We start from the raw sequence: 24066 nt of genomic DNA, 5'->3' as shown, positions 1-24066 counted from the left end.
TAAATGCGATGTCAAGACTTGAAGCGTGGAGCATTGCGTAGTCAAACATGGTCATGCCGATCGATGCATCGAAATTCTTCGACAGTATCCGCATCAAGCCCACCCGGGCCGGTGCGAAGCAGCCGCGCGTGCGCGAGGAAGCGGTCGGCTGCGAGTGGCCGGACTGTCAGAACAAGGGATCGCACCGCGCGCCGAAAGGCCGCGGCAACGAGCGCGAGTATTTCCACTTTTGCCTGAACCATGTCCGCGCCTACAACCAGTCCTACAATTTCTTTCAGGGCATGAACGCGGACGCGGTCGCGCGCTATCAGAAAGATGCGCTGACCGGTCACCGCCCGACCTGGAAGATGGGCGCCAACGGCACCAAGGGCAAAGGCAAGTCCGGCGATATCGATCTCGAGGGCATGGCCGATCCCTTCAGCGTGTTCGGCGAACTCAATGGGCGCGGAAAGTGGCGTCCCGGTCCGGGGTCGGGATCCGAAGCCAAACCCGAGACGCGCAAGATCTTCAATGCCGAGCGTAAAGCGCTGCAGGTGATGGGGCTCGGCGTCGACGCCACGCTCGAAACCGTCAAGGCGAAATACAAGCTGCTGGTGAAGCAGCATCATCCCGATGCCAACGGCGGCGACCGCTCGACGGAGGATCGCCTGATCGAGATCATCAAGGCGTATAATTACCTGAAGACGGTGGTGCGCGGCGCCTGAGCCGGCATGATCAGGCCTGTCGCTTCGCCGGCGCATTGATGCCGCGCCGGCGGCGGACGTACCAGACCACGAGCCCTGCGATCAGTCCGGCGCCGAGAACGGTCGGCAGCCAGTAGTGGCGCACCAGCGCCGCGGGGTGATCGATGCCGCCATAGCGGTGCAGCACCGACACCGCCACTATCCCGGGCAGGATATGGGCCGATGCCCAGAGGACGATCGCGGCGATATTCACGCCGTAAAAGCGCTGCGGCGGCATCCCCAGCGCGCCGGCCGTCAGCGGAACGAAGGCGCGGACCGGCGCCACGAAGCGGGCGAAGAACACCGCGAGCGTGCCGTAACGATTAAAAAACGTCTCGCTTTGCGCGACCACGCCGGGATAGCGTGCCATCGGCCAGGCGCTGAGGATGTCCCGCTGCGAGCGATGCCCAATCCAGAACGCGCTGCCGTCGCCGATGACCGCTCCGATGATCGCGGCCAGCATGACCGGCAGGAATTCCAGTTCGCCGCCGCCGATCAGGGCGCTCAGCGCCAGAATGATCGTCGATCCCGGGATCACCGAGCCGAACACCGGAATGGCCTCGAGCAGGGCGGCAAGAAAGACGGTGAGATAGGCGAGCCCGGCATGGGCGGCGACGAGGCCGGTCAGTTGCGCTATGTAGTCAGTCACGAAATCCGTCCTCGCGCAGTTCGCTGACGCCTGGGTCAAATGCCGTCGGCGATCTTCGGTTCAATAGCTTGCCGCAGCAAATTTTGCCCAAACGCGCCCTGATTCGCAGGGCAGCCTTTCAAAATTCGCAGCCAGCGCCTATCTTCATGATATCCCAACGGAACTTTGATTGTGCGGTGGGCTTCTGCCGGCCGCCGCTCTCTGCTAGTTTCGCGTGCGCCCCTCATCCGCAGCCATGCGCAGTTCTGGTTTCGGGAGCGCGCCCCGAACCTCGGAGGATCGATGACGACCGCCGCCATGCCCAAAACTGAAACCCCCGCCGGTTTGCCAGACATGAAGGTGTCGGTGCGGCAGGTGTTCGGGATCGACAGCGATCTCGAGGTCCCCGCCTATTCCGAAGCCGATCCGCACGTGCCCGATGTCGATCCGGACTACCGCTTCGATCGCCCGACCACGCTCGCAATTCTCGCCGGCTTCGCCAGGAACCGCCGCGTCATGGTCACCGGCTATCACGGTACCGGTAAATCGACCCATGTCGAGCAGGTGGCGGCGCGGTTGAACTGGCCCTGCGTGCGCGTCAATCTCGACAGTCACATCAGCCGTATCGATCTTGTCGGCAAGGACGCGATCGTGATCAAGGACGGCAAGCAAATCACCGAATTCCGCGACGGCATCCTGCCGTGGGCCTACCAGAACAATGTGGCGCTGTGCTTCGACGAATACGATGCCGGCCGTCCGGATGTGATGTTCGTGATCCAGCGCGTGCTGGAATCCTCAGGGCGCTTGACGCTGCTCGACCAGAGCCGGGTCATCAAGCCGCATCCGGCGTTCCGCCTGTTCTCGACCGCCAACACCATCGGTCTCGGCGACACGTCGGGCCTCTATCACGGCACCCAGCAGATCAATCAGGCGCAGATGGACCGCTGGAACATCGTCACCACGCTGAACTATCTGCCGCACGACAACGAGGTCGAGATCGTGCTGGCCAAGGCCAAGCCCTACCGCACGCCGGAAGGCCGCGATACCGTCGGCAAGATGGTGCGGCTTGCGGATCTCACGCGCAACGCCTTCGCCAACGGCGATCTTTCCACGGTGATGAGCCCGCGCACGGTCATCACCTGGGCGGAGAACACCGAGATCTTCGGCGACCTGGGCTTTGCCTTCCGCGTCACGTTTCTCAACAAGTGCGACGAGCTCGAGCGCCCGCTGGTCGCGGAGTTTTATCAGCGCTGCTTCAACGTCGAACTGGCGGAATCGGCGGTCAACGTGGCGCTGAGCTGAGGACCAGACTTCCCACACGTTAGCGGCGGGAATGTTTCGACATGAGCGGCGTCGCCTTCGCGGAGACGACAGACGTAGGGTTCGATGAGCACCACACCGCCGAGCAACAGGTTCCGTACCGGGTCGAAGGAAGCGCCGAGCGAGCCGTTCAAGCGCGCGGTTGCATCCTGCCTGCGCGCCATCGCCCGGCAATCCGAGCTTGAGGTGACGTTTGCCGCCGAGCGGCCGGGCCTGTCGCCGGGCAAGGCGCGATTGCCGGAGCCCGGGCGCAAAATGAGCAAGCGCGACGCCGCCGTCGTACGGGGGCATGCGGATTCCATCGCGCTGAAGCTCGCCTGCCACGATCCGAAGGTGCACCGCAAGCTGATGCCCGGCAATCCGCAGGCGCGCGGCGTGTTCGACGCAGTGGAGCAGGCGCGGGTTGAGGCCATCGGCTCACGCCGGATGACTGGCGTCGCAAAGAATCTGACGGCGATGCTCGACGACCATTTCCATCGCGGCAAGTATGACGAAATCACCGATCGCGCCGACGCGCCGCTGTCGGATGCGCTGGCGATGATGGTGCGCGAGCGGCTGACCGGCCTGCCGCCGCCCGCCGCCGCGCGCAAGATGGTCGATCTGTGGCGTCCGTTCCTGGAAGACAAGATCGGCCCGCGGCTGGACCGGCTCAGCCGCCTCAGCGAGGATCAGGCGAAGTTCGGCGACGTCGTGCACGACCTGCTGGCAGCGCTCGATCTCGGCGGCGACACCAACGCCGAGGCCGACAAGGACGAGACCCAGGACGACGACCGCGAAAGCGAGAGCGATCAGTCCGGGGCGGAGGGTTCGGCCGACAGCGACGCCGTGCAGGAGATGAGCGCGGATCAGGCGCAGGAGACCACCGACGAGATGTCGGACAGCGCCATGGAAAGCGCGCAGGCTTCCGCGAGCGATAGCTTCGACGACGGCGATCTTGGCGACGACGAGACGCCGGGCGAGGCGACGCGGCCCAACGCCAGGGGCGCCAACGAGCCGCGCGGTCCGGAATATCACGCTTTCGCGCCCAAGTTCGACGAGGTGATCGCGGCGGAGGATCTCTGCGATCATGACGAACTGGAGCGACTGCGCAGCTATCTCGACAAGCAGCTCGCGCACCTGCAGGGCATCGTGGCGCGGCTTGCCAATCGCCTGCAGCGCCGCCTGATGGCGCAGCAGAACCGCGCCTGGGAGTTCGATCTCGAGGAAGGCATTCTCGATCCGGCGCGGCTGGCGCGTGTGGTGATCGATCCCTACCAGCCGTTGTCGTTCAAGCACGAGAAGGAGGCGACCTTCCGGGACACCGTGGTGACGCTGCTGCTCGATAATTCCGGTTCGATGCGCGGGCGGCCGATCACGGTGGCCGCGACCTGCGCCGACATTCTGGCGCGAACGCTGGAGCGTTGCGGCGTCAAGGTGGAGATTCTCGGTTTCACGACACGGGCGTGGAAGGGCGGGCAGTCGCGCGAGGCGTGGCTCGTCGCCGGCAAGCCGGTCGCGCCGGGACGTCTCAACGATCTCCGCCACATTATTTACAAGTCGGCGGATGCCCCCTGGCGGCGGGCGCGGAAAAACCTCGGGCTGATGATGCGCGAGGGCCTGCTTAAGGAGAACATCGACGGTGAGGCGCTGGACTGGGCGCACAAGCGGCTGCTGGCGCGCGGCGAACAGCGCAAGATTTTGATGATGATCTCGGACGGCGCGCCGGTCGACGATTCCACGCTGTCGGTCAATCCCGGCAACTATCTCGAGCGCCACCTGCGCTGGGTGATCGAGGAGATCGAGACCCGCTCGCCGGTCGAACTGATCGCGATCGGCATCGGCCACGACGTGACGCGCTACTATCGCCGCGCGGTGACCATCGTGGATGCGGAAGAACTCGGCGGCGCCATCACCGAACAGCTCGCCGAACTGTTCAGCGAGACGCACGATCCGCCGGAGCCTCGGACGCGGCGGCCGCGAAGGCTGCATTCGTGACCGTTCTGTCGTCCCCGCGTACGCGGGGACCCATACGCCGCGGTGGCTCATCAAGTCGATGAAACCGCCACCGGCTCGGTCATGAAGGTCGGAGATTATGGGTCCCTGCATTCGCAGGGACGACTCACAGGAATTGTCGGAGGAGTCCGACCGATTTCTTCTCCCCCAGGGGGAGGGTTTGGGGTGGGGGTCGTTTGCGAATAATGTGGCAATATTGGACCCTTTCCCGGTGGCCTATGGCAGCCGACCTCCCCCTTGCCGGGGGAGGTAAAGGAAGCGTCGCATCCAATCGTCGCCACGTTCTCGCACTCGGTGCAGCGGCTGCCTCGCTCGCGTTAATTCCAGTCTCCGCCCGCGCGCAATTCGCAACGCAGCCGCCGCCGGACATACTGACGCCTCCGGCACCGGTGTCGATCACAGTCAACGCGCGTCCGATCGCGTCGTTCGATCTGCGCGACCGCTCGCGTACCCGCTTCGGCGCGCTCGCCTTTCGCAGTGGCCTGATCCTGACCTCGTCCTTTCGCGGCTTCGGAGGACTGTCGAGCCTGCGGCTCGATCCGAAAGGGCAACAATTCATTTCCGCCAGCGACAAGGGCACCTGGTTCACCGGCCGCATCGTCTATGGGGCCAGAGAAATGACCGGCCTCGCCGATGTCGAAGCCGCGCCGATGCTCGCCGCCGACGGCAGGACGATCACCGGGCGCGGCTGGTTCGATACCGAGTCGATCGCGCTCGACGGATCGCTGGTCTATGTCGGCATCGAGAGGGTCAACCGGATCATGCGGTTCGATTTCGGCAAGGGATTTACGCGGGCGTGCGGCGAGGAGGTCGAGGTGCCGCCGGCCATTCGCAAGTTGCCGTTCAACCGGGGGCTGGAGGCGATGGTGGTCGTTCCCCACGACAGGCCGCTTGGCGGCACACTGATCGCGATCTCCGAGCGCGGTCTCGACGCCGGCCGCAATATCATGGCGTTCCTGATCGGCGGGCCGTCGCCGGGCCGGTTCTCCATCCGCCGGACCGACAATTTCGACATCAGCGATGCCTGCCTGCTGCCCTCGGGCGACCTGTTGGTCCTCGAACGCAAGTTCTCGCTGACCGGCGGCATCGGCATCCGCATCCGGCGAATAGCGCTCACAGCGATCGCGCCGGGCGCGCTCGTGGACGGCCCCTCGATCTTCGAGGCGGACCTCGGGCAGGAGATCGACAATTTCGAAGGCCTGGATGCGTTCGCGAACGATAGCGGCGACATCGTCGTGACGCTTGTGTCCGACGACAACTTTTCGCTGATCCAGCGCACGCTGCTGCTGCAATTCACGCTGGTCGAGTAGAGCCTCGCTTCTGATGGAATCAGAAGCGAGGCTCTATTTTTGAATTGACGCGTTTTCTTCATGCGAACCGGTGCCCACTTCGCTCGAAAACGCTCTAGCCGGCAGCGGCAGCGCCTCCACCGTCGCAACCTTGGCCGACAGCATCTCGGTCGACAGTATCTCGATCGCCGCGGTTTCGTTCAATGGGCGCGAGAAGAAATAGCCCTGCGCATAACCGCAGCCCATCTCATGCAGGATGTTGACATGCTCCTCGGACTCGGTGCCCTCGGCGACGACATCGAGATTGAGGTTCTTCGCGAGGTCGAGGATGGTCTGAACGATCTGCCCGCCGTCGCTGCGCGATTGCAGCGCCGAGACGAACGAGCGATCGATCTTCAGGGTGTCAAATGGCAGTTGATGCAGATAGCTCAGCGAGGAATAGCCGGTGCCGAAATCGTCGATGCTGACGCGTACGCCGAGCTGGCGCAAGCGTTGCAGAATTCCGATGGCATGCTGGGCGTTCTGAATGGTGACGCTTTCGGTGATTTCCAGCCGCAGCGTATGTGGCGGGACGCCGCTGGCGGTCACCGCATCGACCACCTGCTCGACGAAGTCGGTCTGGTGAAACTGGCGCGGCGAGACGTTGACGCTCATGGTCAGCGGTTTGGCCCGCGGGAAATCCTGCTGCCACCTCGCTAGCGTTTTGAGCGATTGTTCCAGCACCCAACTGCCGATGAAGACGATAAGACCGGTTTCCTCGGCGAGCGGAATGAAATCCGACGGCGGGATGATTTGCCCGTCACTTTTCTGCCAGCGCACCAGCGCCTCGAAGCCGGTCACTGCCCGTGAACCAAGGGCGATGATCGGCTGATAGTGCAGCACGAATTCTTTCTTCTTCAGCGCATTGCGTAGGTCGCTCTCCAGCATCAGGCGCCGCTTGGCTTCGACGTGCAGGCTTTGATTGAAGATTTCGACGCGGGCACGGCCTTCGGCCTTGGCGCGGTACATCGCCAGATCGGCATCGCGCATGATGTCCGCCGCGCAGGTGTATCCGGCCTCGCTGGAGGCGACGCCGATACTGGCCGACGAATACAGTTCCTGACCATCGATGAACAGCGGGTTGCGCAGCGAATCCTGCAACGATTGCGCGACATCGACAGCGAAGGAGCTGCGCTCGATGTCTTCCAGCAGGATGGTGAATTCGTCGCCGCCGAGCCGGGCCAGCGTCACAGCCTCGCCGGCGGCGAGCTTGTGGCCGGATTCGATCAGCGCCTGGCGGAAGCGATGGGCGATTTCCTGCAGCAATACGTCACCGGCGGAATGGCCAAGGCTGTCGTTGACCAGCTTGAAGCGGTCGAGGTCGATGAAAATTACCGCGAAGCCGATGTCCGGCCGGCGCAGGTGCGTCGCAACCGCGCGCTCCAGCCGGTCGGAGAACAGCAGGCGATTCGGCAGTCCGGTCAGCGGATCGTGCGTCGCATCGTGCATCAGTTTTTGTTCGGCCCGGCGGCGTTCGACGACTCGGCCGAGCTGGGTGCCGATTTGTGCCAGCACGCCAAGGAACTGATTGTCGGGGTGGACCGTACTGTGATGAAAAAATTCCAGGACGCCGAGCACGTCGTTGCCGACCAGCACCGGAAATGCGAACGCGGCGCGGCAGCCGGACAGCGTCGCAGCCGCGGCGCGCGGAAAGTTGCGGTCCAAGGTCAGGTCGGCAATCCAGGCCGGCTTGGCGGATTGGTAGACGCGGCCCGGCAATCCTTCGCCGGTGGCGAAGCCGGTTTCCAATGTCAACGAAATGAAAGCAGCGAGAAGCTCCGGGTCGGCGGCATGCCAAATGCCCGCCGGCGCGAGATAGTCGGGGATGGTTGCCGATGGCAGGTAGACATTGCCGAAGCCCCAGCCGGTGTGCTGGCAAATGGCGTCGAGCGCAAAACGCATGGTGTCGTCGATCGAACTGCTCTGGTTTGCCGCCGTCGCGATGGTCTCGAGCAGCGCAAGCTGTTGCTGCCTTTCGTACAGATCTCTCAACCCCTTTTCCGCTATCTCTTCCGCCTTCAGCCGCGCCACGCGCTCGCGCTGCAGGCGATTTTCGAGCTTCAGTATCTTGAGATTGAGCTGATCGAACGGATCGGCGGACTCAGCTGCAAAAGGGGTCAGGGTGCCCATTTGATTTCCATCAAACATTTGTCCGCACCATGGTTCATGCAAGTATGGTGCGTAATATCGACTTTCTCGCAAAAAATGCCTGCGGCGCCTTTGATGAAGCCATGCGCCAGGTCGCACATCCGGCGCGACGATTTATAGCCCATCGTTACGTTGCCTTCCGGAGTTTCGCGGAAGTGGAAGTCGGGGCACTTGGCGCCGGGATAGAGCTTGCGGACTTCCGGGTGGATGATGTTGTTGACGCTCAGAACGAAGCTGCGCGATGAACTATGGGGCAGGAAGAAGTCCGGGTATCGCTGCTTGAGCAGCGGCATCGCCTGTTCGCCGAACCATCGCAGGACATCGCCGCTGGTCATATCCAGCTTGGCGGCCGCGGCGTCGACCAGGGCGATCATCTCTTTGTCGGAGTAATTGCCGAGCGAGGTGTAGGCGCCGGTTACGCCGGCATCGTCGAGCAGATCGTCCCAGGTATCGGCGCCAAATTTCTCGACGACGGCCTCTTCGAGCAGATTGTAAACCACGCCCTTCATGGGGAGACTCCACGAATTCGATGGCCGCGAAATCGCGATCCGGGACCGGACCGTATTTTCAGACCTTGAACGATGAGTAAAATCACGGACGCGCACTGGAGTGACGGTTACCGAACCGCTAATTGGGTGAAGCTAGCCGGGTGGATTGGATGGCGGCCGGGACCGCAGGCGCTCGACGATGTTGGCCTCGACCGCATTTGCAAAGCCTTTCGGTACATCGCGCGGCGCGCGCGGCGGACTGTCTTCGACGCGGTGGCGATATGACCACCGCCTGCACGATCGAGAGCGATCCTTCCCGCGAGGGGGCGACGTGGATACCGCACAAACTGAAGCTGCGTCAGCAATCCCGGTTAGTACAGGGTTAGCGCGGCCGGTTTCGGGACCGATCCGGATTGCGCCGGCTTGGGCAGCGTTGATATACAGCGCCAGGCCGTGGACAGCCTGTTGTTACGGCGCAAGAGGAGCTGCGGATCGTTGTCAGCCTCAATGCCTTCGTCCGGCAATTTATTCCGCAAAACCGCCTTCGTGTTCGCGGGCGGCGGCAGTTTCGGCGCCATCCAGGTCGGCATGATGCACGCGCTTGCCGCCCATGGCGTCGTCGCGGACATGGTGGTGGGATCGAGCGTCGGGGCCTTGAACGGCGCCTATTACGCCGGCGTCCCGACCCTCGACGGCGTGAAGCATCTCGCGGACATTTGGCGCCGCCTGCGGAACAAGGACGTGTTCCCCATTTCTGTCCTGACCCTGTTCGCCTTCCTTCGTCACCGCGATTTCCTGATTTCCCATGACGGCGTGCGCAGGCTGATCGACGATTACCTGCCGTACAGGAACTTGCAGGAGGCGAAGCTGCCGCTTCACATCGTGACTACCAACATCGTGACCGGTGACAGCGTCGTGCTGTCGGACGGCCCGGCGGCCGAGGCAATCATCGCGAGCACAGCCATCCCCGGCGTTTTCGCTCCCGTCCTGCACAAGGGCATGTATCTCGCGGACGGCGCGATTTCCAGCAACACACCGGTCAGGGTTGCGGTCGAAAAGGGCGCACGGCGGCTCATCATCCTGCCGACCGGATTCGCCTGCATGGGCGATGCTCCGCCCAAGGGCGTGATCGCCAACGCGCTGCATGCCGTGACGCTTCTGATCTCGCGGCAGATCATCGACGATCTCGAAGAAATCGATCCGTCGATCGAGTACCGCGTCGTGCCGCCGCTCTGTCCGCTGGTCGGCTCGGCCTATGACTTTTCGCGGACCGACGAACACATCGAGCGCGCGATCAGGAAGACCGAGCAATGGATCGCCGAGGGCGGGCTCGAGCAGCACGGCATTCCCGGCGAATTGCGGCCTCACGCGCATTGAGCCGCATAAGCCGCACGACCGGCACGACCAAAAGTTAAAGGCCGGGTTCGGGGCGTCCGATCCGGCCTTCCTGTTCTCGGTGGCGACGATGAGTTCGAGCGAACCAACAAGCTCGCTGCTATCAGCCCGCTTTGGCGACCTGCTTCTTTTCGATCCGACGCTTGATCTCGATCGCTTTCGGCGACAGCTCCGAGTTCTTTGCCTTCAGCAGGAAGGCATCGAAGCCGCCGCGATGGTCCACGCTCTTCAGCGCATGGGTCGACACCCGCAGCCGCACCGGGCTGGCCAGCGCTTCGGACTGGAAGGTGACGTTCACCAGGTTCGGCAGGAAGCGCCGCTTGGTCTTGATGTTGGAATGGCTGACCCTGTGGCCCACCATGGGAGCCTTGGCCGTCAGTTCGCAGCGCCGGGACATGGCGAAAATCCTCTGTCGTCCCCGGCATCGGCCCTTTAAGGGCAGGCTCGGGGTTCGAAATCGCGTCCATTTCAGGAACCGCGGTTGTATAGGGGGAGAGCGGCGGGACGTCAAGGCATGGGAGAGCCGAAGTCGGGTTGTTTGCGGCGCAAAATCAACGCCAACTGCTTCGTTTCGGCCCGTTTTCGACGAACCGCCGTCCGGTCCCTCCATCATATAAAGGGCGCAATCCGTACCGACATCATGGCACTCGACCGGCCGTGCGCCGGCGTTGCCCGGTTGGAGGCCGGATTTGCCAGTGCGCGAAACCGCGAGTCCGAGGCGACCATTTTGACGCGCTCGCAGACCTGCCGCGTTTGACGGTATGCGATTCCCGTTTGGATGAGTATCTATCGGCTGCCACAAAGACATTGACCCGCAAGCCTGATTAAAAGCCGCGTGAGCCCGAACCGTGACGTGCAGGACCACCCCTTAAGTGAGCATATTCCGTATGATGTTGCCCCGGTCGATGCCCGTTTCGGTCCGGACCCTGGTTGGCGCACCGCTGGCACTCCTTGCCGCGATGTTGGCGCTGACCAGCCCGGCGGCCGCGCAGGGCAAGCTTGAGGCTCACTATGACGTCACCCTGGCCGGGATTCTTGTCGGTACCGGCACCTGGGCGGTCGATATCCTTGATGATCAGTATTCGGCTACGGCAGACGGCGGCGCTACCGGACTTCTCAAGGCGTTTGCCCACGGCGCCGGCACCGGCACCTCCCAGGGTCGTGTCGTCAACGGCGCGCTGGTTCCCGCGAACTATACCGCGACCATTTCGTCGTCGAAGAAGTCGGAGACCATTCGCATGTCGCTGGCCGGCGGCAATGTAAAGGATTTCGTCATTGAGCCGACCCCGCCGGTCGACGCCAAGCGCATTCCGGTCACCGATGCGCACAAGCGCGGCGTGTTCGATCCGATGAGCGCGACGCTGCTGCAGGTATCCGGCACCGCCGATCCGCTCGGTCCGGAGGCCTGTCACGCCACGACCGGTATCTTCGACGGCCGGATGCGCTACGACCTGCGCCTCGACTTCAAGCGCATGGAAACGGTGAAGTCGGAAAAGGGCTATCATGGCCCGGTCGTGGTCTGCGCGATCTATTTCTCGCCGGTCTCCGGCTACGTCCCCGACCGCTTCGCGATCAGATATCTCGCCGCCCAGCGCAACATGGAGATCTGGCTGGCGCCGATCGCCGGCACGCGCGTGCTGGTACCCTATCGCCTGACAATCCCGACACCGCTCGGTGTCGGCAAGCTGGAAGCGACCCAGTTCATCACGACCGCCATACCGCCGAAGACCGCAGCCAGGGTCCGATAGCAGCGGGCTTCGGCGCGCGCGGCCCGCTTCGTGCGCTGTTTTGAGTTTGCCGCGACGGATTCGCGGGGCAGTCCGGCGAAAATCGAGGTACCCGACGTTATGGAATCCTGTTGACTCTTGGCTCGCGATTCATGCGCCCGGTGGATTCATAATTGAGGAGAAATATCCGCTCTTGTTGATATCGTCGGAACTTGATCTAGTGCCGGATATCGATCTGAACGCGAGATATTGCGGTGAACGAAGCCGGAGAGATCTGGAGTCAGCGATTCGGGCGCGATTCGTTCCGGACTCGTTCCAAAGCTTAAGCCGCGGCCCTGCAAGCGTCGCATTGTGAAACACATCTGATCGCCAGTGCCGCGAAAACCCTCGGAACACATGGCCTTTTCGTCTTCGATATCTCCGCCCGGCAACGGTCGTGCGCCCGGTGCGGGCGTGACGGCGGTGCTCGGCCCGACCAACACCGGCAAGACCCATCTCGCGATCGAGCGGATGCTGGCGCATTCGTCCGGCATCATCGGCCTGCCGCTGCGGCTGCTCGCCCGCGAGGTCTACAACAAGATTGCCGACCGCGCCGGCGCGGATTCCGTCGCGCTGATCACGGGCGAGGAGAAGATCAAGCCGGCGCGCCCGCGCTTCTGGGTTTCGACCGTCGAAGCGATGCCGCGCGATCTCGACGTCTCGTTCCTTGCCGTCGACGAAATCCAGATCAGTGCCGATCTCGAACGTGGCCACGTTTTCACCGATCGCATTCTGCATCGGCGCGGCCGCGACGAGACGCTGCTGCTTGGCGCCGCGACCATGCGCCCGATCATCGAGCGGTTGTTGCCGGGGGCGAGCATCGTCACGCGCCCGCGGCTGTCGCAGCTTGAGTTCGCCGGCGACCGCAAGATCACCCGGCAGCCGCGCCGCACCGCGATCGTCGCCTTCTCGGCGGACGAGGTCTATGCCATCGCCGAACTGATCCGCCGCCAGCACGGCGGCGCGGCGGTGGTGCTGGGATCGCTCAGCCCACGCACCCGCAACGCGCAGGTCGCGATGTTCCAGTCCGGCGACGTCGATTATCTCGTCGCCACCGACGCGGTCGGCATGGGACTCAATCTCGACGTCGATCACGTCGCTTTTGCCTCCGACCGCAAATACGACGGTTACCAGTTTCGCAGGCTGACGCCGGCGGAGTTCGCGCAGGTCGCTGGTCGCGCCGGCCGCGCCACCCGTAACGGCACCTTCGGCACCACCGGACGCTGCGCGCCGTTCGAGCCCGAACTCGTGAACGCGCTGCAGAACCACACTTTTGAGGCCGTCAAGACGTTGCAATGGCGCAATTCCAATCTCGATTTCTCCTCGCTCGGGGCGCTGCAGGTGTCGCTGGCGCTGACGCCCTCGCACGAGACGCTGACCCGCGCGCCGATCGCCGAGGACCTGCGCGTGCTCGATCACGCCGCGCGCGACGCCGACGTGCGCGCCATGGCGCAGGGCGCGGCGGCGGTGGAGCGGCTGTGGGACGCCTGCCAGATTCCGGACTATCGCAAGATCGCGCCGGCCGCCCATGCCGAACTGGTCACGACACTGTTCGGCTTCCTGATGCGCGAGGGCCGGGTTCCTGACGACTGGTTCGCGGCCCAGGTGGCGCAGGCCGACCGGGTCGACGGTGGTATCGACACCCTGTCGGGGCGAATTGCGCAAATCCGGACCTGGACCTTCGTCGCCAATCGTCCGGACTGGCTGGCTGACCCCGATCACTGGCAGGGAATTTCGCGAGAAGTCGAAAATAAATTGTCAGATGCGCTGCACCAAAGGCTCACAGAGCGTTTCGTTGATCGCCGGACCAGTGTATTGATGCGCCGCCTGCGGGAAAACACGATGCTGGATACGGAAATTGGCAAGACCGGCGAGGTGATCGTAGAGGGCCATGTGATCGGCCGTCTCGACGGATTTACCTTCGCGCCGGATGCGGCAGAGGCCGGCTCGGAGGCCAAGGCCTTGCAGGCGGTCGCGCAAAAGGCGCTGGCCGGCGAAATCGAGGCGCGCGCCGAAAAACTGTCCGGCGCGCCGGACGATCAGTTCGTGCTGACCTCGGACGGCACCATCCGCTGGACCGGCGACGCCGTGGCGCGACTGGTCGCGGCGGATGACGCGCTGCATCCGCGGCTGCGGATCATTTCGGATGAGCGGCTGACCGGCGCGCCGCGCGACGCGGTGCAGGCCCGGCTCGATCTGTGGCTGAAGACCCATATCGAGAAGCTTCTCGGGCCGCTGTTTGAGTTGTCCAAGGCGGAGGATGTCACCGGCATCGCGCGCGGTATTGCATTCCAGTTGATCGAGGCGCTCGGCGTGCTGGAGCGATCGAGGATCGCCGCCGAAATGAAAGATCTCGATCAGCCGTCGCGCGCCAGCTTGCGCAAGTACGGCGTGCGCTTCGGCGCCTACCACGTCTATTTCCCGGCGCTTCTGAAACCGGCCGCGCGGTCGCTGGCCTCGCTGTTGTGGGCGCAGAAGCAGGACAACGTCGACCTGTCGGCGTTGTCGAGCGCGCAGCATCTGGCAGGCAGCGGCCGCACCTCGTTCCCGGCCGACAAACTGCTCGATCGCGACGCTTATCGTACGCTCGGCTATCGGCAATGCGGCGAGCGGGCCGTCCGCGTCGACATCCTCGAAAGGCTGGCCGATCTGATCCGTCCGGCGCTCGCATGGCGGGAAGCGGCGCCCGGCGAAAAACCGGCCGGCGCATTCGATGGCCGCGGGTTCGTCGTGACCCAGGCCATGACATCGCTCGCAGGCACCGCCGGCGAGGATTTCGCCTCCATCCTGCGCGCGCTAGGCTATCGCATGGAGCGGTGTCCGGTTCCCCCGCCCGTCACAGATACCGGCCCCACGACGGATGCTGCCGCGGAAACGGTTTCCGCCGAAGCGGCGGAGAGCGCGCCGCAGGAATCGGCCGCGCCGGACGCCATGCCCGAGGGGCAGGAACCCGCGCTGGATAGCGCGGGTGCGCCCGATGCCGGATCGGCTGCTGAACCGGCGCCTGCCGCGGATGCGGGTTCATCGGACGATATCGCTACGGCGACCGAAGCCTTGGCGACCGAAGTCTTGGCTGAGGTGGTCGAGGAAACGTCGCCGTCGGCGGCGTTAACGCCCGACATCGCGGTCTCGGCGGCCTCCGGTGATGCCGTCGAAACCGCACCCGCCGATACCACGCCCGATGAGTCCGTGCCGATCGATGCCGTGAGCGCGCCCGAGGGCGCGGCATCCGCCGAGATCGTTGGAGCGGATGCCTCGGCGGCTTCCGATGATGCCGTCGAAACCGCATCCACGCCGGATGAGTTCGCACCGGTCGATGCCGTGAGCGTGTCCGAGGGCGCGGCATCCGCCGATATCGCCGCAGCGGATGCCTCGCCGGCTCATGCTACGGACGCCGCGTCCGCAACGGTCGAGGTCTGGCGGCCGGGCGGCCGGGCCGCCGATCGGCGGCCGCGCCACGACCGCAACCGTCATCGCCGGCAACAGCCTCGGCAGGATGGCGCGCAACCGGTTGCCGCGGACGGCGAAGCGGGCGAGGGGGCGCAGAAGCGCGAGCGGCATGGACGAGGGCGGCGCGAGCGTCAAAAGGAGGCCCGCCGGCCCTCCACCGGTGTGGCCGCCGAAGGCGCGTCCGCCGGGAGCGCGAGCGCGCCCGGCCGTGAGCCGCGCGAGGGCAAGGGGCGTCCGCCGCGCGATCACTTCCAGGGCAAAGGCAAAAACAGGGACAGGGATCAGGAGAAGGGCCGGTTTCAGGGCTCCCGCAAGGGCGGCCGCGAGGGACGTCCGGACGCCGGACCGTCGCATCGCCCCTACGCCAGCAGCGCGCCGCGCGAGCGTGAGCGTCCGATGGACCCGAATTCGCCGTTTGCGAAACTGGCCGCACTCAGGGAGCAGCTTGCCGGTCGCAAGGATTGAGGCGGGGGCGAACGATCCGGGTCTTGTGGGTTGGATCGCTATTGGTATGTCTTGTTTGGTGTGATCCTTTAGGTGTCCTTGGAACGCCAGCGTCTCGACAAATGGTTATGGCATGCGCGGGTGGTCAAAGCCCGGACCCATGCTGCGGCGCTGGTCGAGGCCGGCCATGTCCGCATCAACGGCATCCGCGAGAAATCTCCAGGGCATCCGCTCAAGGTCGATGACGTGCTCACGATCGGACTGGACCGTTGCGTCCGTATTCTCAGGGTCACCGGATTTGCCGAACGGCGAGGTAACGCGACCGACGCAAGAGAACTCTATGACGATGTGTCGGATGCTTTCGGATCGTCATGACCTGCACAGGTCGCGTGTTTCCGCCGCTTGCGGCAACGCTGTTCCTGCGCTACGCCAGCCTGCAAAACTCATCCTCCTGGAGCCCTGGATGACTTACGTCGTCAATGATGCCTGCATTAAATGCAAATATACCGACTGTGTTGAGGTTTGCCCTGTCGATTGCTTCTACGAAGGCGAGAACATGCTCGTCATTCATCCGGATGAGTGCATCGATTGCGGTGTCTGCGAACCGGAATGCCCGGCCGAGGCCATCAAGCCGGACTCCGAGCCGGGGCTGGAGCAGTGGCTTGAGTTGAATGCGGAGTACGCCAAAAGCTGGCCCAACCTTACGCAAAAGAAGGACGCTCCGCCGGACGCCAAGGACTTTGAGGGCCAGGAAGGGAAGTTCGAAAAATATTTTTCGCCAAATCCGGGTACCGGAGACTGATTTCGTCCCTGGAGCGGCATTCGGTGCGGGCGCGAGGCCAGGACCGGCGCCCTGCTTTAACCCTGTTAGCAACCGGGACCGCCCAAAAGCCGTTCTGAACGCGGGTTGTTGGGTATAAATCATTGATTTTTGCGGAAAATGTGCTATATTGAGCATGTTTTCGAAGCTGGGCTACGTTTTACCCGCTTGTGGCCCGGAAGGGCTCCCGTGAAAACACCCAACAGGGCGTGGCATGTCCACGCGCAGGCTGTGTCACAGAAAACGCGTAAAAGGAATACATCCAAGGCGTCTGCGGCTAACCGCGGTGCAAAAAGAACTCGTGCCCGGACTGCCACCCGGGTCACTCGAACGGCTGCTAAGGGCTCGGCCGCCAAATCCTCAAGACGTAAAAGAGGCGAGATGCCAAGCAAGACTGCCAGAATTCCCGCCAAAGCCACTGCTTCGAAAGCCACTGTTTCTAAAGCCGCCGCTTCGAAAACCGCCGCTTCGAAGGCTGCCGCATCGAAGACCGTCGCGGCCTCGAAGGTGGCCAGGACCGCGACCAGGCCGGCTGTAAAACCCGCAGCGAAAACGGCGCTGGCCGGCAAGGCCGCCGCAAAGTCTGCCGCCAGGGCCGGTGCGCCCCGTGTCGAGGAACCGAAGAAGGTTCTGACCCAGCGACAGGGGTTCAGGACGAACGAGTTCGTGGTCTATCCGGCGCACGGCGTCGGCCAGATTCTGGCGATCGAAGAACAGGAGATTGCGGGCGCCAGGCTCGAGCTGTTCGTCATCAATTTCATGAAGGACAAGATGACCCTGCGGGTGCCGACTGCGAAGATCGCGAATGTCGGCATGCGCAAGCTGTCGGAGCCGGGGTTGGTCAAGCGGGCGCTCGAAACGTTGAAGGGCCGTGCGCGCATCAAGCGCACCATGTGGTCGCGGCGTGCGCAGGAATATGAAGCCAAGATCAATTCGGGGGACATCGTTGCGATCGCCGAAGTGGTCCGCGATCTCTATCGCTCGGAATCGCAGCCGGAGCAGTCCTACAGCGAACGTCAGCTCTATGAAGCCGCGCTCGACCGCCTGTCGCGCGAGATCGCGGTCGTCCAGCACGTGACGGAAACCGAGGCGGTCAAGGAGATCGAAGGGCAACTCGCCAAGAGCCCGCGCCGCGGCGCCAAGGCGGAGTCGGACGCCGAGACCGACGGCGATGCTGACGCCGATGGCGACGACGCGGCGGTTGCCGACGAGGCTGCATAGCCGGGTTTTGGCGGACAAAGGACAAAAAAGCCCGGCCGAAAGGCTGGGCTTTTTGCTGTCGTCGTTTTCCGGAAGGCAATTGTCCCGATGCGCAACTGTCCATCTGTGTGGACGGGTTTTCTTGACGCGAAACCGGTATCCACCACCAGGTCAAGCCCGAGGACATGCTTCGCTCGAAAACGCTATAGAAGACGCTTCGCGTCAATCCACCACGATCTTGACCCGACTGCGCACCTTGACCTGCGCATGCGGATCGAGGCCGTTGAGCACGCGAAAACGCTCGGCGGGATGATCGACGCCCGCCATGCGGTGCGACAGCGATTCCACGGTATCGCCGGGCTGCACGGTGATGACCTTGATCCGCAGCGGCCGAGCCGCCTGAATCTCGTCCAGCGTCAGGCGGCGGAACGAGGCGACCGTTTCGCGGGCGTTGCGCTCGCTTTCCGTCGTCTTGTGGCGGGTTGCGAAGATAAAGCGATAGACGTCGCTGCCGAAGCGCAAGGCATAGACCCGGAACTGCCACTGCTCGCCACGGGCAACCGCCGAGGCGGCCGGAAAACCGTTGATGGTCAACTCCTCGGTCGAGGCCTTGTCGACGTTCTCCATCCAGCCGGAGTTGAGGTATTCGGTGAGCTTCTGTTCCGCGGGCACCCGGACGACGTCGAAGCGCATGGCCTGACTGCCACCCTCGCGGACGCCGATCACCGCCTGAGCCGTATTGTCGAGCGTAAAACCTTCCGGCGCCTGGAACGTAAAGCCGAGCTTTGGGTGCAGGAAGCGCCGGCCTCGAACAAACCCCTCGCTCGGATCCTCGCCGTAGACGATGTTGTCGATTGCGTCGAGATAGACCTCGCGGTCACGCTCGCCATGCGCGGGAGAACTGTATTGGCGCGCATTGGCCCGCGCGTTCTCGACGCGCTCCGGCGTTGCGGGATGCGACGACAGGAAGTCCTGCGAGCGCGGGTCCAGCGACGGCTTGCCGGCCTTGAGCGCCGCATTGCGCTCCATTGCCGTCAGGAAGCGCGCCGCGCCATAGGGATCGAAATGGGCTCGTGCGGAAATCCCGACGCCGATGCCGTCGGCCTCGAATTCCTGGGCGCGCGAAAAGCTCGCCATCGTCAGTTTGGACTTGGCGAGCGCCAGCGCCGTCAGATCCGGGTCGGTGCCCATCTCGGTGACGACGTGGCTGACGAGGGCGGCCTGCCGCGCCTGGTCCTCGCGGATCGCCGCGTGCTTGGCCAGAACGTGCGCCATTTCATGCGACAGCACCGAGGACAGCTCTGAGGTGTCGTTGGCGAGCGCGACCAGGCCGCGCGTTACGTAAAGCTGGCCCGTCGGCAGCGCGAACGCGTTCACCGCGCCTGAATTGAGGATCGTGACCTTGTAGGCGAGGTCGGGCCGCTCGGACACCGCGACCAGCCGCTGGACCGTCTTGTTGATCAGCGCTTCGAGGCGAGGATCGTCGTAGACGCCCCCGTAAGAGGCGAGGATGCGCTCGTGCTCGCGTTCGGCCGCCGGGGTATGGACCGCCGTTCGCGCCGGTTTCGCATGCGTAGCGGCGGATGGGTGGGACGCGGTCTGGAACCGGCTCATGTCGCCGCAGCTGGCAAGGGCCAGCGCCGCGCACAGCACAGCAGGAGCAGCCAAAAGGCGGCGGCTCACTCTCGTCCCGCGCCGTTCCGCACACCCTGTCATGGTCGTAACGTCTCCGCCCGGCCAGCGTTTTGATTCTAACATTCTTTTACGCAGGCAACTTTGCGAATGTTGGAATCAAAAACCACTAGCAACTTATGATTCCAGCGCGGCTTGGGTTTACTAATCGCCGACCACTTCTATCTGCCCCACCCGGAGCACCTCGATCCGCGGTCCGCCGCGCCGTTCGACCCAGCCGCGGACACGAACCCGCCGGTTTTCGAAAGACGCCGGGACGACACCCGCCGCCTCGAAAGATGGCATTATGCGCCTTGAAATAGTCGCAGCAAAGTCTCGTGTCCAGCGCCGGCCGAAATTGAGATATATCGTTCCGCCGGCCTGCCTGACCGACAGGACTTTGCCCTCGACGACGGCGAATTGTCCAATCCGAGTCAAAATATCACCCGGATTGTCGGCGCTTTTTACGATGAACGAGCCCGCCCAGGTTCCACGACGGGCCTGCCGCGCCGCCGCTTCCGCAGTCGCAAGTTCCGCCGCGCAGGCTTTATTGGCGACGTCGGCGGATGCTAACGCTTTGCCGCGCGCCAGAAGCTCGCTCTGTACCGAAGTCGCGGAGGGATCGAGATATATGAAGGCGGATTGCCGGCCATAGCGATCCGGATCGTCGCGCTGGCCGCGCAGGATCACGTGCCGGCCGATCAGCGCCGCCAGCGCCGGCCGGCGATCGTCCGAGTCTGTTGCGACGACTTCGATGCCGGCGAGGCGGACGTCACGGCCATCGTCGAGACGGAGCGTCCGCGCGTCGATGACGGCGCTCACGACGCCATCACCCTGAATGTCGAATCGACAGCCGGCCGCGACCGACGGGACGGTGACGCCGAACGCTATTGCGCAGAGCAACGCTACGGCAGCAGCACGCCGCGCCGCTTGCGAGCGTTCGGATCGTTCGGGCCCTCGGAGCATTGTCCGACGGCCGGGTTGCATTATTTCGATCCGGGACCGGAAATCGCGCGGCGTGCAACCAGCCTGTTCCAGATGAACAGCACCACCAGCGCGCCGATGGTCGAGGTGATGAAGCCAGCGCCCTGATTGGGGCTGTAGTGGCCGATCGACTGCCCGATGAAGGTGGCCAGGAACGCACCGCCAATACCGAGGGCCGTGGTGAGGATGAATCCGCTGGGATTGTTCGGGCCGGGCGATATGAGCTTTGCGATGACCCCAGCGACGAATCCGACGAGAATGATCCAGAGAATGCCGCCCATGATGAAAATCCTTCCTCGGAATAACCGTGTTGAAACTTCCGCGAGATCGGTCGGGTTCAGGCGGCTGCTCCCGCGGCGAGCAGCAATTCCATCAGAGCCGCTGTGACAGCTCGTCCTCGGTCGGCACACGCCCGTCCGGTGTCAGATGGTCGACGACCTTGGGCAGATGCTGACTCAATCCGGCGAGCAATTCGTCCCGCGACAGGCCGGTTTGCGCTGTCAGGGCATTGATCTGGTCGGCACCGAGCGCGTCGGCGAGGTCACCCGGCGCGATCTGCTTGTTCGGCCCCGGGCTGACCCAGGAATTCGCAGTCTCGCCGTGGCCTTTCTGTTGAAGCTGGTTCAGCAGGCTGCCGAGGCCGCCGCTCAGAATGCTTCCGGCGGCGCCGCCCGCCAGCAGGCCGCCAAGCCCGCCCTTGAGCAAGTCACCGAGGCCGCCGCCGGCGCTGCCGGGCAGGCCGGCATTGACGGTGCTTCCAGGCGCGGGAGCCGGAGGCGAGGACGGGTTGGCTTCTGGCTGGCTTCCGGTGAAATGTTTCAGCGCCTTGTAGCCAAGCACGGCGAGGATCGCCATTGTGATCGGCGACATGCCGCCGCTTTCGCTTGGCGCACTGGGATCGCTTGGACCGCGCGGGCCGTTCTGCATTCCATTGAGGACATCGAGCAAACCCATGATCGTCTCCTGATTACGCTCCAGCCCCCGCGGCAAGAGTAACGTCGCCACATGGCGGTCACAAGGCACATCTGGCGGGCAAGAGGCGCCCCGCTCTCCTTTCTGCTATTCTGCTATCGAAACGAAAATGACTGCGGGATGAATGGCGAGGCCGAGGTATGGGCCGCGGGGTAGGGTTAGCGGGTCCGGTGCCGCGTCGATATGGGCTTTCGGGGAAACCGCATTTGCCGCGAGGTATCCGGCCGCGCTCGATCCGGGAGAGTGACGGTCCAATCGGATGCTCTTGAGACTCAGAACGCAATTCGGATCATCGTCAGATCGTGCGCTTTGGGCTTGCCCGACGCGCCTGAGTACCGGATAAGTACCGAGATCGCGTGGCGCTCAGTCCCGGTAGCTCAGCTGGATAGAGCACAGGTTTCCTAAACCTGGGGTCAGGGGTTCGACTCCCTTCCGGGACGCCATTTTTCCTTATCGAAGCTTGTTTTTTGCCAGCCGTGCGGACAACATGATGCGCGGGTGGTAGCCGAACGTGAACGACGATGTTCGAACGGCTATGCCCGGATTCCGTGCTATTGAGAACCGCTTTCGGCACGATGAGCCTTTTCGCGGAAAGATCGGGCGTGGAATCACGCGGCCCGCCGGACCTTGGGTTTAGCAAAAAGCGGCGAGAGCGCTATTCGGTGACCCCGCAACGATCACGGCCAGCACGTCGATCCCGCGTTCAGCCGCGGCGGTCCAAATCTGGCCGCGCAAGCCATAGAGCTGCGTGAATTGGCGGAGAGGGAGGGATTCGAACCCCCGATAGGCTTGCACCTATGCCGCATTTCGAGTGCGGTGCATTCGACCACTCTGCCACCTCTCCTAAGGTGCCACGCAGGCGGCGGACCGCCTTTAGCGCGTTTTCAAGCGAAGAGGAAACCGGTTCGCGTGAAGAAAACGCGCTCATTGATACATGGGCGCGCACTCGAACGCAAAACCGGAGCCGCTTTTGCTGAATGCGCTCCGAGTCAGGCCGTGTTCTAGGTGAGGATGCCGGGGCAGACAAGGCGCGGGGCGAGGAAATTCCGACGCTCAAGGGCCCGAGCTTGCGGGGGCACGCCGCTGCCGGAAAGGTGGGACCGCCGGACGCGATAATAACCGGCGGTCCCGTGCCGCGTCATTGAAATCGTGGCCGGAAGTGCGGCTTCGCGGACCACTTGCGCGACTACGCGACCGTAGCGGTCTTTACGAAACCGGCAACGCGATCCTGGTTTTAACCTCACCAATCAAGGTTACTTCGTCGTGAACGCGGGGCGTGGTCGCGGTCGGCGCAGCGGTGACGAAATCGCGGCGGATGAGGGGACCCAGCGCTCACGTGAAGAAAATGCTCTCAATCAATAGCTTGCGCGTATCCTGATCGCAAAACCGGTATCCGCTGTTATGGGAATAGGCGCTAACGGTCGTCCCTGGCTTTCCTGTCCTTCTTGTCTTTGTTCTTGTCCTTGCCGTCGTCGGGCTTCTTTTCTTTCTTGTTGTCTTTCTTGCGGTTGGTGAACCGCGCGTTGCCAAGGCCGGTGCCGATGGTCAGTACGCCCCAGCGGCTGACGTCCTGCATGTAGGGCATTTCGCTCAGGCCTTGCGCCACGCCGTCATTGTGCATCAGCACGGTGGTGTCGTGACCGCCGATCTCCGGAATGGCCTCGATCAGCGACCCCGGCAGGTTGAACTTGCTGCTTTCCCAGTTGCCCGGAAGATTCTGCGCGCCTTTCTCGATCGATCCGTCCTCCTCGATCACGCCCGGACAGGAAATGCCGATGAACGGCGCGAGCTTCAGCCCCTGCTTTTCCGCCTGCGAAATGAGGTCCTTCAGCATCTTCACGAGCTTCTTCACCGCGCTCTCGCGGGTCGGCTCGTCGTCGGCGTGGCGCCATAGCTCGGACTTCCACACCCCGGCCTTGGAGAGGTCGGCGGCCTTTTTCCAGCGGGTCTCGACCACGCCGCAGCGGATGTTGGTGCCGCCGATATCGACCGCCAGAATGCTGTCGAACGCCTCGAAGATCCATGAGGGCGCCAGATGCAGGCAACCGATTAGTCCGGCCTCGTCGGGATCGAAGCGGATCGGGATCAGATGGACCTTGTGGCCCTCGCTTTTCAGCAACAGGTCGGCGCGCGCGATCGCGATCTCGCCGACCCGGCTCTTGCGAAAGCCGCCGCCGACCACGATGCATTCGGTGTCGGCCCATGCCTTGGTCTTGAGGAAGCGTCCCGTCACATAGGCCAGTTCCTGCGCGAACTCCTCGATGGCGCTATGCACCAGGGCGGCGGCCTCGATGTCATCACCGACCAGCGCCTCGTCGAGCGAGCCCTTGGCGATCTCCTCCGACGGGGTCTTGCCGAGCGGATCGTCGCCGTTTTTCTTCAGCGGCTTGCGCAGGCCGTCGAGGATTTTCCGGAATGCGCCCTTGCTGGCGCGGTCGCCGAGAAAACCCTCGTCGTCCTTCAGTTCGATGTTGTAGCTGTCGATATCCACCGACGGCAGCCGCGCAACGCCGTGCTTGCCGATGCCCGCCGTCGTCAGGGTATCTTCCGCCATGATAAGTGTGCCCCTTTCCCGGTGTGGTCCTGCCGGCAACAACGACGGGGGAACCCGTTGGTTTCATGATGGATGGCGGCTTGCCGACTCAAGGCGAAACCGGTCCGAAAACGCCGGTATTGTTGACATTTGGCCGCTTTCAGGAGCGCTTCGCCTTGACTCCCGGTCTTCGGCGGCTATAAGT

General features: G+C 63.7%; 19 protein-coding genes and 2 tRNA genes. 11 read left to right on the top strand and 10 right to left on the bottom strand.

From position 1 onward, the window contains the following. Nucleotides 1–53 precede the first annotated feature (53 nt). Nucleotides 54–704, top strand: a complete 651-nt coding sequence (locus V4R08_RS09770) for a J domain-containing protein (protein ID WP_335579176.1) — start codon at nucleotides 54–56, stop codon at nucleotides 702–704. Between the two features lie 10 nt (nucleotides 705–714). On the opposite strand, the gene V4R08_RS09765 is transcribed toward V4R08_RS09770, so the two are convergent. Then, entirely contained in the window at nucleotides 715–1371 is a 657-nt protein-coding gene (locus V4R08_RS09765) for a DedA family protein (RefSeq protein WP_335579175.1), read from the bottom strand. Between the two features lie 282 nt (nucleotides 1372–1653). On the opposite strand from V4R08_RS09765, the gene cobS reads away from it, so the two are divergent. The 3 genes from cobS (at nucleotide 1654) to V4R08_RS09750 (ending at nucleotide 5972) form a co-directional block, all read left to right on the top strand. Further along, nucleotides 1654–2652 carry a cobaltochelatase subunit CobS gene (cobS, locus tag V4R08_RS09760; RefSeq protein ID WP_335579174.1) on the top strand — a complete coding sequence of 333 codons (999 nt, stop codon included), beginning with the start codon at nucleotides 1654–1656 and terminating at the stop codon, nucleotides 2650–2652. An 84-nt stretch (nucleotides 2653–2736) separates the two neighbouring features. Beyond that, the gene (gene cobT / locus V4R08_RS09755) at nucleotides 2737–4644 is read left to right on the top strand and encodes a cobaltochelatase subunit CobT (protein ID WP_335579173.1); all 1908 of its coding nucleotides are present in this window, start codon (nucleotides 2737–2739) and stop codon (nucleotides 4642–4644) included. Nucleotides 4645–4880: 236 nt separating this feature from the next. Then, the gene (locus tag V4R08_RS09750) at nucleotides 4881–5972 is read left to right on the top strand and encodes an esterase-like activity of phytase family protein (RefSeq protein WP_335579172.1); all 1092 of its coding nucleotides are present in this window, start codon (nucleotides 4881–4883) and stop codon (nucleotides 5970–5972) included. 33 nt (nucleotides 5973–6005) lie between these two features. On the opposite strand, the gene V4R08_RS09745 is transcribed toward V4R08_RS09750, so the two are convergent. Next, nucleotides 6006–8120, bottom strand: coding sequence for a putative bifunctional diguanylate cyclase/phosphodiesterase (locus V4R08_RS09745; RefSeq protein WP_335579171.1), 2115 nt, complete (start codon nucleotides 8118–8120; stop codon nucleotides 6006–6008). Continuing rightward, entirely contained in the window at nucleotides 8108–8647 is a 540-nt protein-coding gene (locus tag V4R08_RS09740; protein ID WP_335579170.1) for a heme NO-binding domain-containing protein, read from the bottom strand. The genes V4R08_RS09745 and V4R08_RS09740 overlap by 13 nt, the downstream gene beginning before the upstream one ends. Nucleotides 8648–9133: 486 nt before the next feature. Here V4R08_RS09740 and V4R08_RS09735 point away from each other — a divergent pair, with 486 nt between their 5' ends. Next, on the top strand, nucleotides 9134–10003 hold the full coding sequence (locus tag V4R08_RS09735) for a patatin-like phospholipase family protein (RefSeq protein WP_335580233.1): 870 nt from the start codon (nucleotides 9134–9136) through the stop codon (nucleotides 10001–10003). Nucleotides 10004–10124: 121 nt separating this feature from the next. Here V4R08_RS09735 and rpmB read toward each other — a convergent pair whose 3' ends face one another. Continuing rightward, nucleotides 10125–10418 (bottom strand): 50S ribosomal protein L28, encoded by a 294-nt coding sequence (gene rpmB / locus V4R08_RS09730; RefSeq protein ID WP_335579169.1) that lies wholly within the window; start codon nucleotides 10416–10418, stop codon nucleotides 10125–10127. 508 nt (nucleotides 10419–10926) lie between these two features. Between rpmB and V4R08_RS09725 the strand changes: the two genes are divergently transcribed. The 5 genes from V4R08_RS09725 (at nucleotide 10927) to V4R08_RS09705 (ending at nucleotide 17722) form a co-directional block, all read left to right on the top strand. After that, a complete protein-coding gene (locus V4R08_RS09725; RefSeq protein WP_335579168.1) occupies nucleotides 10927–11769 on the top strand; it encodes a DUF3108 domain-containing protein in 843 nt (280 codons plus the stop codon). Nucleotides 11770–12144: 375 nt separating this feature from the next. Beyond that, nucleotides 12145–15702, top strand: a complete 3558-nt coding sequence (locus tag V4R08_RS09720; protein ID WP_335579167.1) for a helicase-related protein — start codon at nucleotides 12145–12147, stop codon at nucleotides 15700–15702. A 78-nt stretch (nucleotides 15703–15780) separates the two neighbouring features. Further along, on the top strand, nucleotides 15781–16056 hold the full coding sequence (locus V4R08_RS09715) for an RNA-binding S4 domain-containing protein (protein ID WP_335580232.1): 276 nt from the start codon (nucleotides 15781–15783) through the stop codon (nucleotides 16054–16056). Nucleotides 16057–16144: 88 nt separating this feature from the next. Then, nucleotides 16145–16483: a ferredoxin FdxA gene (gene fdxA, locus V4R08_RS09710; RefSeq protein WP_335580231.1), complete on the top strand. Its 339-nt coding sequence runs from the start codon at nucleotides 16145–16147 to the stop codon at nucleotides 16481–16483. A 399-nt stretch (nucleotides 16484–16882) separates the two neighbouring features. Next, a complete protein-coding gene (locus V4R08_RS09705; protein ID WP_335579166.1) occupies nucleotides 16883–17722 on the top strand; it encodes a CarD family transcriptional regulator in 840 nt (279 codons plus the stop codon). 201 nt (nucleotides 17723–17923) lie between these two features. Here V4R08_RS09705 and V4R08_RS09700 read toward each other — a convergent pair whose 3' ends face one another. The 4 genes from V4R08_RS09700 to V4R08_RS09685 all read right to left on the bottom strand — a co-directional run bounded on the left by V4R08_RS09700 (nucleotide 17924) and on the right by V4R08_RS09685 (nucleotide 21310). Then, nucleotides 17924–19417: a M48 family metalloprotease gene (locus V4R08_RS09700; RefSeq protein WP_335579165.1), complete on the bottom strand. Its 1494-nt coding sequence runs from the start codon at nucleotides 19415–19417 to the stop codon at nucleotides 17924–17926. A 120-nt stretch (nucleotides 19418–19537) separates the two neighbouring features. Continuing rightward, nucleotides 19538–20194, bottom strand: coding sequence for a thermonuclease family protein (locus tag V4R08_RS09695; protein ID WP_335579164.1), 657 nt, complete (start codon nucleotides 20192–20194; stop codon nucleotides 19538–19540). Nucleotides 20195–20358: 164 nt separating this feature from the next. Then, nucleotides 20359–20637 (bottom strand): GlsB/YeaQ/YmgE family stress response membrane protein, encoded by a 279-nt coding sequence (locus V4R08_RS09690; RefSeq protein WP_335579163.1) that lies wholly within the window; start codon nucleotides 20635–20637, stop codon nucleotides 20359–20361. A 91-nt stretch (nucleotides 20638–20728) separates the two neighbouring features. Continuing rightward, nucleotides 20729–21310: a YidB family protein gene (locus tag V4R08_RS09685; protein WP_335579162.1), complete on the bottom strand. Its 582-nt coding sequence runs from the start codon at nucleotides 21308–21310 to the stop codon at nucleotides 20729–20731. A gap of 384 nt (nucleotides 21311–21694) precedes the next feature. On the opposite strand from V4R08_RS09685, the gene V4R08_RS09680 reads away from it, so the two are divergent. Continuing rightward, nucleotides 21695–21771, top strand: a tRNA-Arg gene (locus tag V4R08_RS09680). 311 nt (nucleotides 21772–22082) lie between these two features. Here the strand turns inward: V4R08_RS09680 and V4R08_RS09675 are convergent. After that, nucleotides 22083–22172: transfer RNA gene (locus V4R08_RS09675), tRNA-Ser, on the bottom strand. A gap of 570 nt (nucleotides 22173–22742) precedes the next feature. Then, the gene (locus V4R08_RS09670; protein ID WP_335579161.1) at nucleotides 22743–23882 is read right to left on the bottom strand and encodes an ROK family protein; all 1140 of its coding nucleotides are present in this window, start codon (nucleotides 23880–23882) and stop codon (nucleotides 22743–22745) included. Nucleotides 23883–24066 lie beyond the last annotated feature (184 nt).

It is taken from the genome of Nitrobacter sp. NHB1 (genome assembly GCF_036964665.1).
GTDB lineage: Bacteria > Pseudomonadota > Alphaproteobacteria > Rhizobiales > Xanthobacteraceae > Nitrobacter.
The sequence above is the reverse complement of the archived record's forward strand: the minus strand, read 5'-3'. Positions and strand labels throughout refer to the sequence as shown.